The following is a 15781-nucleotide window of genomic DNA, read 5'->3' as shown; positions in this document are numbered from 1 at the left end:
TATGAAGTGATCTAGTGCCTGAGGATTATAAACAATTGATTTGTTGTGGCGAAATGTGGAAAAACGTCATATAATGGAATAAATATTACGGGTAGTATAATAGTGGAGGTAATATGTCTATATCTGAAGCAAGTTGTTGTACCTCATTTATTGATATCTTAGGAATAAGTGATTTAATAGAAAGAGATCTACCGAAAGCAAGAGACAAGCTAGGATTGTTCCATGATCATATAAAAAAATTTGTTGCTAGTGATCCAAAAGGAATGAAACAATCTATTGTTTTCAGTGATTCAGTTATCATAGTTTGGAATACTGTAGAAAATGCAATTGATGGGTGTGCGGAACTGTTCTCGAATGTATTTGATTCGAACGGGTTTTTATTTGACCAGTACTACGCTGATGATTACAAGTATAGATCATTACTTTTAAGAGGAGCAATTAGTGAGGGCTCTTTAGAAATTGAAGATGAAGAAAATGGAGTAAATATTCATCAAAGATTTATAATTGGGTCAGCGTTATCACGAAGTGCGAAGGGTGAGTCGTTGCTCAAAGGATCAAGGCTGATTTTGCTGGGAGACTGGGACAGCACAACAAATCAATTTTTAGATAATATTAGTTTGAGCCCCAAGTCAAAAAAATGTCGTGAAATACTCTGGCCCAAATATATAACTAAGTTCAATAGCACGGATAGATTTAGATGGATTTTGAATCTATGCGAGCTGTATAGACAAGAACCAGTACCAGTTCTCCGACATTATAGAGACACATTGTGGCTTTTTTTAAGAAGTGCATTAAGCGATCTTGATGAGAAACACTTATTGGAAATAGTAACCCAAGTAATTGATTCAAAATTTATAGATTTAGAAAATTCTTTTTGGGCTCCAATAACCCTTGCTATAAGTGACATTTTTATAAAGTATACTAATTTACAAAATCAAGTTATTCAATCAAAAAAAATACTTGGTAGTGTGCTTAATGTAGCTGCTCTTACAATAATGGAAAATAAATGAAGAGGTAGAATATGGCTAATTTATTGACCCTTGCTTTAACGGAGACAACTCAAACAGAGTACGAAGTAGTTGCTTGGGATTTAGATAATAAAAAATGGGTTCTATTACCAAGACTGCCCTTAAACACAGCTACGGTTGATAATACTCCAGTCTGGGACTTATTTCAAGTTACCAGAGCAGAAATTATGAGAGCGAATGGGGAACAACGTTCGAATGTACACGTTATTTCGCCCCGTACACAGCCGGTTCCCGTTACCACAATTCCTAGAGAAGATCGATTAGATTGGCTGAATTATTTGTCTCATCGTAATTCAGTAGATACACCAAAAGGTACTAATAGCTTTGTAACATTAGTTGAGCCTGATAATATTACTGAAATATATATGCAGAGAAAGGAGCCTGACAATAGATTCGATGAAACTAAGCCCTTTTTTTGGGAGAATAGAATAGAGTTTTTTCATAATAATATATTATGGGAAACTTCTAGAGTGAAGGTCGGCGTTCCCTGTAAAGATCTGAGATGGAAAACATATTGGCACGAAGTTGCTTTTAATAGAGATAACTATTTTTGGACTGCAAGAGAGAAGTGGTTAAATACACTAAGGCAAAATAGAACTTTTTTTGTAATAGAATATTACAACCAACATAAAACGTATGTTATTGCAGGCATACATTCAATCAGAGTTTAGTCCAAGGAGGTTAATAAATGTCTTTATATACGATTGCAAGGCATCCGATTGAACCCAAAATTGTTTTAGTGGCGTATTTTGAAAGTGAAAACATTGAATGGGTTCCTTTACAGTCAAGTGTGCGGATTGACAACGAGTATAGTAATGATTTCAAAGAGATTATCTCTAATTTCAGTGATTCAAGCAAGATAGAAAACTTTATTTGGAATAATAAAAATAAATTATTTGAATCTGTAAAATTTTTTGTAGTGAATCCGAGATCTAAATATACAATTGATCAGGGAAACAAATGGGAACTCAACATTAATAATCGTTATGTTGGTATTTTCACTGATACACCCGGTAATCGTGAGATAGATAGAATTAAAGTAATTACAAAAAATGGAGGAGTTATTTTAGTAGATGCAACTAATCCGAAAGAACCTTGGATAGTAAGGACGTTCAACAAACCTAACGTGTACCAAGATCTATTTGAAAATGAAGCTGCATCAAGGGGAAGGGGTACCACTTATAAGGCTAAAATTGAAGAAACTAATTTTAGTAAAGATTATAAAGACTCAAAAGATGTTAAGGAATCAAAAGATGCTAGAGAGATGAAGGAGACTGTAAAGGATTTGAAAGAACATGCTTCTCTTGAGAGTTATTTGATGAATATGATGGAGAAGCCTGTAGGACCATTAAAGGAAACTTTAGAAAGAATTGATAGGAAAACTAACGAAATTTCTATGGTTAAGGAATTAGTACAGAAGCTTGAAATGAGAGTTAGAAATGCTTTGATAAATCCGTATAATTCCAATCCTCAAACAAGTGGTAATGGTGGTGTTTCCCAGTCTCAACTTGAGTTTCTTCAAGAAAATAATGAAAAATTAAAAAGGGATTTAGAAGAATATCGGCTTCATATAAGTAGTTTAGAAGTATCATTAAACGATACTAAACACAGACTAGCGACTACTACTTCAAGAGTAGAGGAGCAAATTAAGTCTAAGTTTTTAGAGTCATTTTTACATTTGCAAGCTTATTTGGAACCTGTCAATTTTAATCTTGACGAAGAAGTAAGAGTGACCGTTATTGATTACTTAAAAAGGGAAAATATTAAAGATACTGAAAAGATACTTGAAATATTAGATCCTTATTTTGAAAGATATATGCATCAACTGTTTACCTTGAAGATGGTGGTTCAAGTTTTTAAAGAACTTGAATGGCTGAAAAAGAGGTGACTAACAAATGACTGGACTAATTGCACTTGGAATTGATTTGGGTACTACCAATTCGGTTGCGTCCACTATGATTTTAAAATCAAAGGATGATTGGCAACCTAAACTTCTCTCTAATCCAGCTGGTAAAGATTTAACTCCTTCTGTTGTTTTTTTTGATTCGAACGACCAAAGTGTTGTAGTAGGAAACGATGCAGTGCAGCTTTGGAGGGAAGATCCTCACAACGTTGTCAGGTGGGTTAAAAGGAAAATGGGAGATGTTGAGGCTGTATACAAGATTACTGGACCGAATAAAATGGAATACTTTACCCCTCAACAAATATCATCTATCATACTCAATTTTGTAATAAATTATGCCCAACAAAGAGCGCCAGAACTTGAACTAAAAGTGGTAGTAGTTACAATCCCAGCTTTCTTTGGAGATAACGAAAGACAAGCGACAATTGATGCAGCAAAATTATTAAACTTAAATGTAGTACTTATAGAAGAACCTACTGCCGCGATACTTGACTATTTACATGAAAAAATAAATGAAAATTTAATTACCCCAGTACAAGGAAATAGATATTATGCTGTATTTGATTTGGGTGGAGGTACATTTGATATTTCCATCGCTCAACTAACATGGAATAATGGTAATCCAGAGATAAAAATCATTGCAACTGAAGGGCATCGTAAACTGGGAGGTTTTGATTTTGATTTAGATCTCACTGAAGTGACGCTAAAAAAAATTAAAGAAAAGAATGTTAAATACAAAGAAACAGTTGCTAAACTGCTTATTGCTTTAGAAGAACTTAGATGGACAGGTCAGGTTACAGATGTCGAATCGTGGGATGTTCTTGTAGGACTAATTGATAGTGTTGAATCTGCCAAAAAACAACTTAGTGGGCAACTGAATTCAAGAAAAGTCTATGCTCCCCATTCAAGTATGTTTCCAGAACCACTATACATTGAATTAAATAAAACTGATATTACAAAAGTTTTAGAACCAAGGTTATCGGATATTGAAGAACGAGTTAATAGAGCTCTGGTAACAGCTACAGGTAACACAAATGGGGCATTTGATTCTTGGTCAAAATTGGATCGTGTTATTATGGTAGGTGGGTCAACGAGAATTCCAGTAATACGCGACCTAGTAATTCGGCTTTTTGGTCAAGAGCCTTCATTAGATGGACATGAGGATCTTGCTGTGGCGAGAGGTGCAGCAATTTATGCGGGAATTATTGCTGGTATTAATGTAAAAGGTAAATTCCAAAGAAAAACTGTTCATAGCTACGGACTAATGGATGGAAAAACTTTTAAATCGATTATTGATAGGGGAACAGAATATCCACCAGCACAATCAGAAATTGATCACCCTATTTCTTTTGTTTTAAGTCCAAAAGCCAATTTGAAATTTGTTCAGGAAATAAAAGAAAGCAATAATCAAGAAATTTACGAAACTGTAAAAGAAGTAGCCTTTTACCATCCGATTCTTTACACTGGGGACACGATAAAAATTACAATGCAAATCGATGTAAATGGACTTTTGCAGATAAGAGCTGAAGATTACTCTGGTGAGAGGGTTGAAGAAAAAATTCAAAGTATAGCTCTGTCAGACGTTCAACATGAAATTCAAAAGGGGAGCCTAGATAATTGGCCATTAAAGCCTCTTGTATAATGTATTAAAATAAGTACAACTTAAATGGTAGGATTTCTGGTAGGGAACGAGAGATTCGACTTTCTGCGTTGTATTGAAATAAAATTCCTTCATTTTCATAAAACCTCTCAAACTCTTGATATACAAGGCTTTACACTTTAGTTTTCTTTATCGCTTAATCTCTAAAAATTCACCAAAATCCCCGAACCCACGCCCCGTTGGCTGGGTTCCTTTTTTTGTGTTTATTTTTATAAAAGCCCATCCCAAGCCAAGAGGATTCTCATTAAATACCCTATCCACCATGAATACATAAAGCAGATTTGATCGGTTATACCAAAAGCATCTTGACAAAGCAAATCTTTATTAAATCCTACAACGCTGGTATTGCCAAGTTAGAGTATTGAAGTGTTTGCTGGGAATGCAATCGGGCCAGATTTTGATGTAAAGCATCAATAAAAGCTGCGGAAGGTAATGATTCCAATGTATCCACTTTGACATAGGTGGGTAGCCAAATTCGCTGAAGAGGGTGGAGCCAGGACTCCAACGAGTCATTGTACTGATCATCGTTCCATTGTTCATTGTGATAAATGAATTTTTTAAGTAAAGTTACAAAAGTTTCTGCGGGTGAATCAAAATTGACGGACAAGTGATGATCGTTATGGCTTCAACCCCGTCTCTACGAGGCATTCCTGGAGCTGGGATTTCAATAATTGTAAAATCAAGCTTTTTCAAATCGATATTCACCCAAATTCGGGTAAATGCTTGGACATCGTTTACGATGCTTGTGATCTCGGCTAGCATATGGTTTACCTGCTTTGTTTTTTTGGTATTATATCATTTTTTGTACGATTAAGTTTACTGAAGTTTATTGCTGTCGTCCGTGATCACGATATCTTTTTCTAAACCGCTCGGAGACGACGCCGACGTCTGCTGTGTAGAACAGCTTGTTACGATAGCGTGCGTATACGGCCTCGTGTGGGCGCTGCGCGGCGGAAGAGATCTGGGCCGATCGGCCGGGTTCTTTTTGAACGGAGCGGGGCTGGAAATTTTGGTGAATGATTTTATTTTCTTCAAGGACTTGATGAGCGGTGTAGAATTTAGGTAAAATATTGGAAAGGGCATGGCGGATGTTCTGGGCGTAAAGTTTGGGGTCGGCGTTTGATGAAGGTGAATTTGCGACAGGATTGTCGTATATAATTTAAGGGGCGAGTGGAAGACTTGCGTAAGACTTAATCGTATATTGTGGGGGGTAAATAATGGGGATGATAACATGACGAGTTATAGTTCAATAAAGACATCTATTATGCAGGATTTCGTGCAGTACATGGAGGATGGTTTAAATGTAGCACAGGTTTCAGCCAAAACCTTGGAAGAAGACTGGAAAGTAGTAAATCATAGCTTGTTTAGCCAAACCCTATATTTTGTTTCTATCGCCATAGAGAGTTTAAAGCAGAAAGAAATCGCAGATTTTATATATTCTAGATCAGACAGCTATATGCAGAACACTGAATTTGATCAAAATACAGCTGCTGATGATATCCAGAAATTGCTGCAGGATATTTATTGCTGCAAGCAGATGCTTGAACAAAACGAATATAAAGTCAGAGAAACAAGCGATTCTACAAAATCCAGAATAGACTATATTTTGAGTCTCGCTGTTGATTGAAGCTGGCATGAGAGTACGGTAGCAATATTACAAAGGAGAAAATAATGAAAAAAGTAATAGCAACAATAGCCGCGGCAGTCGTGCTGGCAAGCGGAAGCTTGGTGTTTAACGGGGTGCAAGCAGCCACGGAAAATGAAGGACAAATCATGGTCCCAGTTATCGTTAACGGTCATAAGGTCAAGTTTCCCGATACGGAGCCGTATGTCGACAGCAATGGCCGGACAATGGTTCCCGTGCGTTTTGTAAGTGAAAAGCTGGGCGGCAAGGTAGACTGGAATGCTACGACGAAAACGGTCACAATCGCAACGCAGGGTAAAAACATTTCATTAACAATTGGCTCAAAAACGCCAACGGTAAACGGCAATTCAGTCGAACTCGATACGGCAGCGGCAATGGTGGACGGTCGGACGATGGTGCCTCTTCGTTTTGTGAGCGAGGCGTTGGAATCGAAGGTGACTTGGGATGAGGGAGCGCATGCTGTGCAGATTACCGATGCTGCTTATCAGGCAAAGATTGATAACGGAACGGTTAAGTTGGATGCGTGGGGCCGTGAGCTGAGCGGTGAGGAAGACGAGCGGTGGAATAAGCTTGCGGACTTGCCGGAGTTTGTTTATGGGTTGGAAACTAACAGCACATTTTCAAATAAAGAATTTATGAATAAATTCGGTTCAACTTGGGCGGACAAGTCTCACATCGATCTTTGGGCAAGCAAAGTGCGTAACTACTATCAAGCCCAATTGAATGTGGACTATAGGACTATTGATGCGGACAAATTTAGCGAAACACTTATAACGAATATGGGAATTAGTAAGTCTTCCATACCGAGGTTGACGGAGATAGTACATCAATATGTCTCGTGGGTAAAAGCGAATCACGTCGTCGCTAAAGGATATGCAGATCCTGAAAATTCTTTAGTACGTTTGAGTTCCACAGGACCCATATTCTTGACTCATTTTAAATTTATGATCTTGCAAGCAGATGATCCCGCTCAAACCTTTATGGATAATACTCAAGTATCACAATGGTCAGATTCATATAAATTAAAAAAGAATGTTTGGTATGACGGTTATGCGAGTGTGAATATGGGAAGCAGATTTGCTAATTATCAAGAAGAGCACTTTGGTTTAATTGCCAACGAAAACATGTTTGAGAAAGGGACGTATAAATACGAGGAGATGGAGTAGTTAACATCCTCTAGGATGTTTGCATTGACTAATCAAACTGGATGAGAAACAAAGGTTTAAGCAGCAAATAAAATATACTTGGAGGAAAAGATAATGAAAAAAGTAATCGCAACCGTAACAGCGGCAGTCGCACTACTGGCCAGCGGAAGCTTGGCATACAACGGGGTGCAAGCGGCAACGGAAAATGAAGGGCAAATCATGGTCCCGGTTATCGTTAACGGTCATAAGGTCAAGTTTCCCGATACGGAGCCGTATGTCGACAGCAATGGCCGGACAATGGTTCCCGTGCGTTTTGTCAGTGAAAAGCTGGGCGGTAAGGTGGACTGGAATGCTGCGACGAGAACGGTCACAATTGCAACGCAAGGTAAAAGCATTTCATTAACAATTGGCTCCAAAGCGCCAACGGTAAACGGTCATTCGGTTGAACTTGATACGGCAGCTGCGATGGTGGACGGTCGGACGATGGTGCCTCTTCGTTTTGTGAGCGAGGCGTTGGAATCGAAGGTGACTTGGGATGAGGGAGCGCATGCTGTACAGATCACTGACGCTGCTTACCAGGCAAAGATTGATAACGGAACGGTTAAGTTAGATGCATGGGGCCGTGAACTGAGCGGTGAGGCTGACGAGCGATGGAATAAGCTTGCGGACGTGCCGGAGTTTGTTTATGAACTGGCTGCGCCTGCGGATTTAAACAACAAATCATTTATTGCGAAATATGGTTCCTCGTGGGCTGATAAAGCGCATGTCGATAAATGGGCTGATCATGTGCGGGAATATTACAAAGCACAACTGAATGTGGACTATCGTAATATTGATACTGAAAGTTTTACAGAAGCTATTGTTACGAACATGGGGTTGGATGGTTTTGCAACTTCAGAGGCTCGGCAGGAAATGCCAAACTATATTGCGTGGCTAAAACAAAATCATGTGATTTTAAGAGGCTATGCAGATCCAGAAAATTCTTTGGTTCGCTATGCTAGAAGTGGTCCTATTTTTCGGACTCATTTTAAGTTCATGATTGTTGAAGCAGACGATACTACTCAAACAGTAATGGATAATTGGAATGCGTCAGTTTTTTCAGATTCTTTCGAGATGAAAAAAGGAGTTTGGTACGATGGTTATGCTGATGTGTCCTTGACCACTAATTTTGGAAATAACCAAGAAGAACACTATGCATTGCGATATACTGAGAACATGTTTTTAAAAGAACGCTATAAATATGAAGAAAATAAATAAACTAAAATTAGTGTAGAAGGAGGTGGAAGGTCATTAGGGCGAATCTTTGTTATAAATGTTTTGTTTTATTAACTATCTCAATAATACTCTGTACGCTTTTACCGAGTTTAAACACACAAGCAGCACTAGGAAACATTTCTCCAGGGAGCGATGGAGGAAACAAAGTGTATTTCGATAAAGATACTCATGATTTGTTGACAGAAACAGATAGTAAAGCAGCCACCTCCAGCATCAGATATACAACGGTATCTTGGATTGTTAGGCGAGGTGTAACTTGCTCTGACTCAAATGCAAAGAATACTTCACCGAGTGTCCAATGTACGCCTCTAAAAGAAGATGGCAACAAAGATCCAAGTTTTATAGAGTTGAAAATTGGTTCTGATTTTACTACTGAAAGAGATGCAAACACAGTTAAATGTAGTGCAACAGAAGTTACAAACTGTTACTACTATGACAAAGATGGGATTAAAAGATTAAAAAATTTATTTGTCATGAAAGCAGATAAATTAGCTAATAAATTTGGTTTAAATGAGAATTTTAAAAGTGTAGTCCGGGGGACTACGTTATTCTTTAGTGCAGTTTTTCAAGTGCTCGGTGATCCTTCAAAAGAAGGAAAAAGATTTACAACCCTACAAGACATTCGTTTTGCAGAGTCTTGGGCCAAACCAGAAGATTTTCGACAATATTATGATCGGGATGCCGATTTTGAAGGTCTGAACTACCCCCTCAAAGTCGAATCCCGCTTTGAACCCAACAACTGGACGTTGGCTCCCCAGGTGCCGGATGTGACGATCGACAACCCGGGCAAGGCTGACAAGCTCTGGCCGACTGGCCCCTATACGAAAGAGGTCGTGCTGCCTAACACGGTCACCTACAGCGGGAAAATACTCGAATTGTCCTGCTCCTATCAGCAGCCGATCGACGATAAAACCAATGTTCCCTGTAACGGAGATGCGGTGAAGGCTGATGGCACGGTGGTGAAAAAAGGGGACGGTCCGTATTTTGTGCGAGACGGAATCGGCAATGATTTTACCCGCAAGCCCGGCATGGCCATCGGCGGAGAACGCGTCGTTGCTAAATACAACACGGTGGATTGCAAATGCAGCCAAACCGTATCGATTCCCAACATGAGCAGTATTGGCGGTAAGGTGACAGGCAGTAAAATCGGCAAAATCGTGCCGCTGCAAATGAATATGCAGGAGTCGGCGCTTTCGGTGCAGCATTGGGACACCTATCTGTCGGCTAGAAGCAACATTCAGGTGAAGGTGATTTTGTGGCGAACCGATACGGGACCGAATAATACGGGGGCAGCGCCTGTATGGTCGAAGGTGGCCGGGCCTGATTTTACTGTCGGCAGCGGAGCGGAAGTGGTCAATTCGTATACCAAGGAAAAGGTGCTCGATTTGCTTAAAGGCAATGTCGTGCCGTTGTATAACGACAGTCTGCAAAATTATCCGATTCCGGAGGGCGGTAAGGTCAGTTTTCGTTATAATGCTTCCCTGAACATCACCTCCACGGCCTCGGACGGCACGGTCGAAACGAAATCCTGCCCGATGGGCGTTTCGGTGGATGCTCCGCCATTTTACAGACCGCCGGATTTAACGGAATACGGTTCGTTTACGTCGGAGCCACAGTATTGGTCAGAAATCAAGCAAGGCTATCCGCAAATGGCGGGTACGGGCTCCGATGAAACGTTTGAAGCGATGGCGGGGACGCCGACAACGGAGCAGTTGTATTTTTCGTCTGGCGGCTCGGAGTTTATGGTCGATGTGGTGGTGCAATACATGCCCCAAACGACAGCGAATCGTCATTATAAATCGCATTTTACCGGGGTGGTCAACGGCTGGGCGATGGACCCGATTATTGGCGGTTATCAGCGCGATAGCGCTCCCCCTGCGCCGACGGCTCGCACCCGAACGGACGCCTGCGGCGTTCCCAAAACAGAATCGGTGACTTCAAAAAGCCGCTCGTATATTAAAGGCTACACGACAGGAGAGCACCCGACTCCGATTTACGGTACGGAATACGGCTGGGATCAATCCGGCTTGGATTCCCATATCGTCGGCGATTACACCGATGAGTGGGATACAACGGTCACTTTCGATTATATGCGGATCGTTAAAGCAGAGGTGTGGAAGCTGCAAAGCTCCAGAGTCAACGGCATGACGAAAATTATCGGGACGGATGAGATTCAGACTGAGATTAAGCAAGGCGACCCGACCTATTTTGCTCATATTGCTGCTAAAAATACAAGTAAGGACGGCAGGCTCCGTTATAGTCTGGAACCGTATCAATACGACAACGTGGTATGGGAAGAGGGAAATTCCGATAACTGTTTGACCAACAGCAAGGACAGCGGGCCGGTCAACGAGCAAAAGAAGTTCACCGAACGGCGTAATCTGTCCAATCAGGCAACGGCGATATCGGATGTGCTGATTTTGCAAACGTCGACGGGCGACCAGTCGGTAATGTATTTCGAGAAAAAGTCGCAAACCGCAAAAGCTACGGAAAATTTGACGGTTCCGACCTCGGATTTTGCTACGATGTGGACGAATAACCCGTTGAGCGCGGCCAAATGGGACGTTCATCAGATTCATATCGGCGGTTACAACGGCCAATATGCGACGCCGACGATGAAATATTCAGGAGGCAGCCAAGGTACGGTGGCGACGGTTTTTGATACCCCATCTGACGATGTGGATCGCCCGGATCACCCTGCTCCGTATTTTCGCTTGCTGAATAAAGACAAGCTCCAGCCCTTGAACATTGTGAACGGCGAGTATAAGACCGGCACTTCGACCGTGTTTTATCAGCATGTGTATCATTACAATCCGAATAATTGGCCGACGCCGTATGCGACGGGCATCGATCCGCTCTATCAGGCTGTCGGACAATCGTTTATCAGCACGTATTCGAACGCGCACGCCAAGGTGAACGATATTGTCATTCATGATCCTGTTTCCGTCGAGGATGCGCTGGTTGTATCCTTGCCAAGCAGTCTGGATCAACGTACACCGGCTTCACAAAGCATTGGCGGCAATTTACAAAAGCCGGATAAGGAATATGAGCTGCAGCTTAATCCGGATTATAGGCAAAATATTCTCACCAACGGCGATGCAGAGCTGCTGAACGAAGACGGTACGGTCGCTGGTTGGCAAACCTGGACGGCGACGCCGGGTTCGAATGTAAGCTTTACGAGCAGAACCGGCGATTCCTGGGTGATAGCGGGCTCGCATACGTTTGAGATTCATACGACGAGCAATCCCGGTGGTACGGGAACGAACTACATCGGCGTATATTACAAGGATGTGCCGATCAAGCCCAATACGAATTACACGTTTGACGGCAAAATCAGCTGCCACCGTTGTGAAGGTTATTTTTACCTCGATGTTTACAATGGAGATGGCTCGGTGTATCAAAGCGGTATCACGAACGGGACGGTAAAAAGTACGGGAACCCCGGTGACGACGACGATTTCCTTTAAAAGCGGCCCGAGTGTCAATCGCGTGCGCCTTCATATTGTCAAGGGTGCGGGCATGCCCGACTCTTCGTCCGCCATGCCTGAGTATGTATTTGCCGATAGCTTGCGGCTGCGCAATATGGATGCCCAGGAATTTATCGCGACCGATCCGGTATACGTCACCAAGCAGGTGCCGAATCCCGACTACGTTGCATCATCCACGGCAGAGGCGGTTTCCAAGACATTCAATTATACCGGCGATGTGCAGGAGTTTACCGCTGAGGCTGACGGTACGTACACGTTGGAGGTTTGGGGCGCGCAAGGAGGCAAATCCGCGCACAGCGCCAGCTCGGCCAATACGGGCGGCTACGCGAAGGGAAATATCGTGCTGACGAAAAATCAAAAGATCTGGATTTATGTCGGCGGCGCGGGTAGTTCAGGCGCAACGGGAGGCTGGAATGGCGGCGGCAGCGGCTATAACAGCGGCACCGACAGCGCCGGCGGCGGCGGTGCTACCGATATTCGCGTAGGCGGTACGGAGCTGAAGGATCGGGTGATTGTGGCCGGCGGCGGAGGCGGCAACGGTTGTTCGAATGATGTCGGCGGCGTGGGCGGCGGTACGACAGGCGGCGACGGCTCGGGCACCAGTTACTTGACGCCCGGTAAGGGGGGCGGTCAAACCGAAGGAGGAGCTTCCGGCGGCGGCTCGGCCAAACCGGGGACTTTAGGTTACGGCGGTGAAGTTACTGGCGGGTACGGTGCCGGCGGCGGAGGCGGTGGCTACTTTGGCGGCGGGGCAGGCGGCAGCGAAAGCGGCGGCGGCAATGCCGGCGGCGGCGGCTCCAGCTACATCGGCGGCGTAACCGGCGGCGTGACGACGGCCGGTGGCAACACAGGCAACGGCAAAGTTTTGATAACGGCGCCGGCCCATGTCATTCCGGCCAAAGGCACGCCAACCATTGCCGTACAAGTTGTCGCCGCTGGCGGTTCGGCTGCGATTCCTGCCGACGCTTATGTCAAGAAAGAGAAGGAAATCAATTCGAATAACGGAGCGGGCGGGTATATGCCGGGCCATTTTATTTTGCTGGATTACGGTTTTCAGGTGTATTTCCCGAATGTCGGCAACTTTGACCAAGGCGGAGCGAGCGGTATTTCAGCCACGACCTCGATTCGCGGCAAAGGGTTTACGGACCATATGGATACGACGAAGTGGACCAAGACGAAATATGTCAAATTTCAATTCGATGTCATTTATAACAAGATCATGTATAAAGCGGATACGTGGATTGAATTGCCTTTGAAGACAGATAAAGGCGATTACAATTATGATTTTTACGTGCCGCTGGAGAACAAGGAACGCGTCAGTGCGCTGGTGCAGTGGAAAAGCATTGCGATTAATGCGCCTTATGAAGACAATGACGCGCCGACGAACCGGGTTCGCTATGATAATTTGGCGGCGCGGCATAGCGCGTTCAAGCAATTTAATGTGGACGTAGTCGGACGTATCGGCAATGCCGTAATTGAGGATACTGGAGATTTTCGGTTTTCCAATTTATTTAAAGAAGATGCGAATCCCGTGGAATGGTTGATTCCTCAGGTCGTGCGCAAGGTCGATCCCAGTAGGCAAAAAAACATCATGGGCGCAACTGAAGATATTTACGGCAATGTCGCTTCCAGCAACGCCAATCGTTTGGATACATGGGGCTTGCTGTCGCATATGCGCAAAGACCCCGTCTCCTGGCCGTTGTCTCCGGAGAAAAATAACATCGCTGCGCTGCAAAATCAGCCGCTACGCATCGGCTACAATGTCTTGACCGATATTCAGACGACAGGCAATTACTACAGCAGCATGCAAATCATTCCATATTATTACGCCTTGAATTTGTCCAACGGGGATATACAGCCCGTCGATATTTATATGAATGTCGGAGGCGTGTACAAGCCGATCAATAAATTTGGCGCAGCCGTTCCAGGCTGGGACCCGACAAAGATTTATGCCAATGTGGTCAGCATGAATTGGGACGCGGAGGCTGCTCGCCGCAATTATTCGGTGGATGAGCAGATCAATACGGAGGCAGTGATGAATTACGCCGACGGTGCGGGAGCCAATACGGTTGACGGCAAGGCGGCGGGACCAAGCGGTAGCTACTATGTCTACGGGACGAGCCAGATTATGAATTTGACGGGCAAAAACCGTACTTACATCGGACAAACGAGCACTTATGGTGTCAATAGAAATCCCGGCAATACGATTCCGTCACTTCGTTACGCGCAGCAGGCTCAAAGATGGCATTATCATCTCGGACTGCCGTCATCGGCCAAGGCATTGCCCAAGGACGCCAAACCGACACAGGAGAATTTTGACAAGCTGGACAAAAGCAATTACGTGCTGCTGATGGCTGTTGACATCAAAGCCGTGGGGGATACCTACGTATTGCAATACAAGATGCCTAATGGCCGCGTTCACATTGCCGGAACCGATTGGTCGCTGGAGAGTGTACCGTATCCTGTCATTGCCGTATCGTCAGCCAATCGCTCTTCAGCCGACGATTTGAGTGTGTCGGGGACTCACTAAATTGCCGACTCGCTTATGAAGGAGACGAATGTAGGATGAACAAAAGAAAAATCGCAGCAGCGGCGTTGGCCGCCGGCCTGCTTGGAGTTGTTGGCTCTGAGCTTCCGGCATTCCTGCCGACGGTGCCAGCCGTCGCCGCTTCGGCACCGTCCGTTGCGCTCAACAAGGGGGAGACGGTGGACGCCAACGGCGTCATCACGCCGCAAGCTCCGCCCGATATCGGCCTCACCCCTCAGGAGGCGCTGCGCCCACGGCCGGAGGCTGCAATGGATACGACCGTATCATCATGGGCCCGGCAGGATGTTGCCTGGATGATCGGCAAGGGACTGGTGCCCGAGGTGCTGGAAGGCGACTACCGCACGAATATCACGCGGGAGCAATACGCCCGGCTGGTGTACAACACGATCAACTATTTCGTGCGCAAGATAAAGGGCGATAACTACTGGTTTATTTTACCGCGAGACAATCGATTCACCGACGCTGATACACCTTACATCAATACGGCTTATGCGCTTGGGATCGTGAATGGGGTGACGGATTCCGAGTTTCAGCCGGATCAAGCGATTACGCGCGAGCAGGCAGCCGTGATGATGGCGAATATGCTGGGCGCGATTTCGCAACCCGGCTTGTCGACGGCCGATTATGGCTTTGTCGACCGGCTGTCGATTGCCGGGTGGGCGCTGGACAGCGTTAATATATGCGGCAATGCGTCTATTTTCTCCGGAACGGATCAGGGCTTCCGGCCGTCGGATCATTACACCCGCGAGCAGGCTATCGTTACCGTCAAGCGGCTGATTGATGCGGCTGGCGATTCGGTAAGCAGCCTGAGGATTCGTCATCAATTCGAAATCCCGATCAGCCGTTTGATCGGCGGCATCAGCGTCGGGGGGGATTATTTCAACGTCATTGCGCCAGATAACGACGATGACGGCACGTATGCGGAGCTGATCGAAGGCCTGCGCGGACCTTTGTCAGCGGCGACGGTGGAACGCTTGAAGGCCGGGGCGCCGAGCGAAACGCTGCAGGACGGCCCCTACACGATTACGCCCCTGAAAGGCGACTATTTGTTTCGGGTATCGTGGCGGTCGGCTACATGACGGTGAGGTTT

At 44.5% G+C, this 15781-nt stretch carries 10 protein-coding genes; 9 read left to right on the top strand and 1 reads right to left on the bottom strand.

Annotated elements, in window-relative coordinates:
* The first annotated feature begins 113 nt into the window (after window positions 1-113).
* The 4 genes from B5M42_RS12910 to B5M42_RS12895 are packed head-to-tail and all read left to right on the top strand — an operon-like array spanning window position 114 to window position 4573.
* A complete protein-coding gene (locus B5M42_RS12910) occupies window positions 114-1010 on the top strand; it encodes a hypothetical protein (RefSeq protein ID WP_134751108.1) in 897 nt (298 codons plus the stop codon).
* Between the two features lie 11 nt (window positions 1011-1021).
* Window positions 1022-1699, top strand: a complete 678-nt coding sequence (locus tag B5M42_RS12905; RefSeq protein WP_134751110.1) for a hypothetical protein — start codon at window positions 1022-1024, stop codon at window positions 1697-1699.
* 17 nt (window positions 1700-1716) lie between these two features.
* Window positions 1717-2916: a hypothetical protein gene (locus B5M42_RS12900; protein WP_134751112.1), complete on the top strand. Its 1200-nt coding sequence runs from the start codon at window positions 1717-1719 to the stop codon at window positions 2914-2916.
* 7 nt (window positions 2917-2923) lie between these two features.
* Window positions 2924-4573: an Hsp70 family protein gene (locus B5M42_RS12895; RefSeq protein ID WP_134751114.1), complete on the top strand. Its 1650-nt coding sequence runs from the start codon at window positions 2924-2926 to the stop codon at window positions 4571-4573.
* Window positions 4574-5158: 585 nt separating this feature from the next.
* On the opposite strand, the gene B5M42_RS12890 is transcribed toward B5M42_RS12895, so the two are convergent.
* Complete coding sequence (locus B5M42_RS12890; protein WP_134751116.1) at window positions 5159-5353, bottom strand: hypothetical protein; 195 nt, start codon at window positions 5351-5353, stop codon at window positions 5159-5161.
* 523 nt (window positions 5354-5876) lie between these two features.
* On the opposite strand from B5M42_RS12890, the gene B5M42_RS12885 reads away from it, so the two are divergent.
* From B5M42_RS12885 to B5M42_RS12865, 5 genes are all read left to right on the top strand, one after another.
* The gene (locus B5M42_RS12885) at window positions 5877-6218 is read left to right on the top strand and encodes a hypothetical protein (protein WP_134751118.1); all 342 of its coding nucleotides are present in this window, start codon (window positions 5877-5879) and stop codon (window positions 6216-6218) included.
* 44 nt (window positions 6219-6262) lie between these two features.
* Window positions 6263-7402, top strand: coding sequence for a copper amine oxidase N-terminal domain-containing protein (locus tag B5M42_RS12880; protein ID WP_167689712.1), 1140 nt, complete (start codon window positions 6263-6265; stop codon window positions 7400-7402).
* 93 nt (window positions 7403-7495) lie between these two features.
* Complete coding sequence (locus B5M42_RS12875) at window positions 7496-8638, top strand: copper amine oxidase N-terminal domain-containing protein (protein WP_134751120.1); 1143 nt, start codon at window positions 7496-7498, stop codon at window positions 8636-8638.
* A gap of 785 nt (window positions 8639-9423) precedes the next feature.
* Window positions 9424-14673 carry a glycine rich domain-containing protein gene (locus B5M42_RS25530; protein ID WP_167689715.1) on the top strand — a complete coding sequence of 1750 codons (5250 nt, stop codon included), beginning with the start codon at window positions 9424-9426 and terminating at the stop codon, window positions 14671-14673.
* Between the two features lie 35 nt (window positions 14674-14708).
* The gene (locus B5M42_RS12865) at window positions 14709-15770 is read left to right on the top strand and encodes an S-layer homology domain-containing protein (RefSeq protein ID WP_134751124.1); all 1062 of its coding nucleotides are present in this window, start codon (window positions 14709-14711) and stop codon (window positions 15768-15770) included.
* The last annotated feature ends 11 nt before the right edge of the window (window positions 15771-15781 follow it).

This window comes from Paenibacillus athensensis (assembly GCF_004514475.2).
In the GTDB taxonomy this organism is placed as follows: Bacteria; Bacillota; Bacilli; order Paenibacillales; family NBRC-103111; genus Paenibacillus_AL; species Paenibacillus_AL athensensis.
This window is presented reverse-complemented; position numbering and strand designations above follow the sequence as displayed.

Coding starts and splice junctions, on each gene's coding strand:
- B5M42_RS12910 (WP_134751108.1), top strand. CDS start 114: ATGTCTATATCTGAAGCAAGTTGTTGTACCTCATTTATTGATATCTTA.
- B5M42_RS12905 (WP_134751110.1), top strand. CDS start 1,022: ATGGCTAATTTATTGACCCTTGCTTTAACGGAGACAACTCAAACAGAG.
- B5M42_RS12900 (WP_134751112.1), top strand. CDS start 1,717: ATGTCTTTATATACGATTGCAAGGCATCCGATTGAACCCAAAATTGTT.
- B5M42_RS12895 (WP_134751114.1), top strand. CDS start 2,924: ATGACTGGACTAATTGCACTTGGAATTGATTTGGGTACTACCAATTCG.
- B5M42_RS12890 (WP_134751116.1), bottom strand. CDS start 5,353: ATGCTAGCCGAGATCACAAGCATCGTAAACGATGTCCAAGCATTTACC.
- B5M42_RS12885 (WP_134751118.1), top strand. CDS start 5,877: ATGGAGGATGGTTTAAATGTAGCACAGGTTTCAGCCAAAACCTTGGAA.
- B5M42_RS12880 (WP_167689712.1), top strand. CDS start 6,263: ATGAAAAAAGTAATAGCAACAATAGCCGCGGCAGTCGTGCTGGCAAGC.
- B5M42_RS12875 (WP_134751120.1), top strand. CDS start 7,496: ATGAAAAAAGTAATCGCAACCGTAACAGCGGCAGTCGCACTACTGGCC.
- B5M42_RS12865 (WP_134751124.1), top strand. CDS start 14,709: ATGAACAAAAGAAAAATCGCAGCAGCGGCGTTGGCCGCCGGCCTGCTT.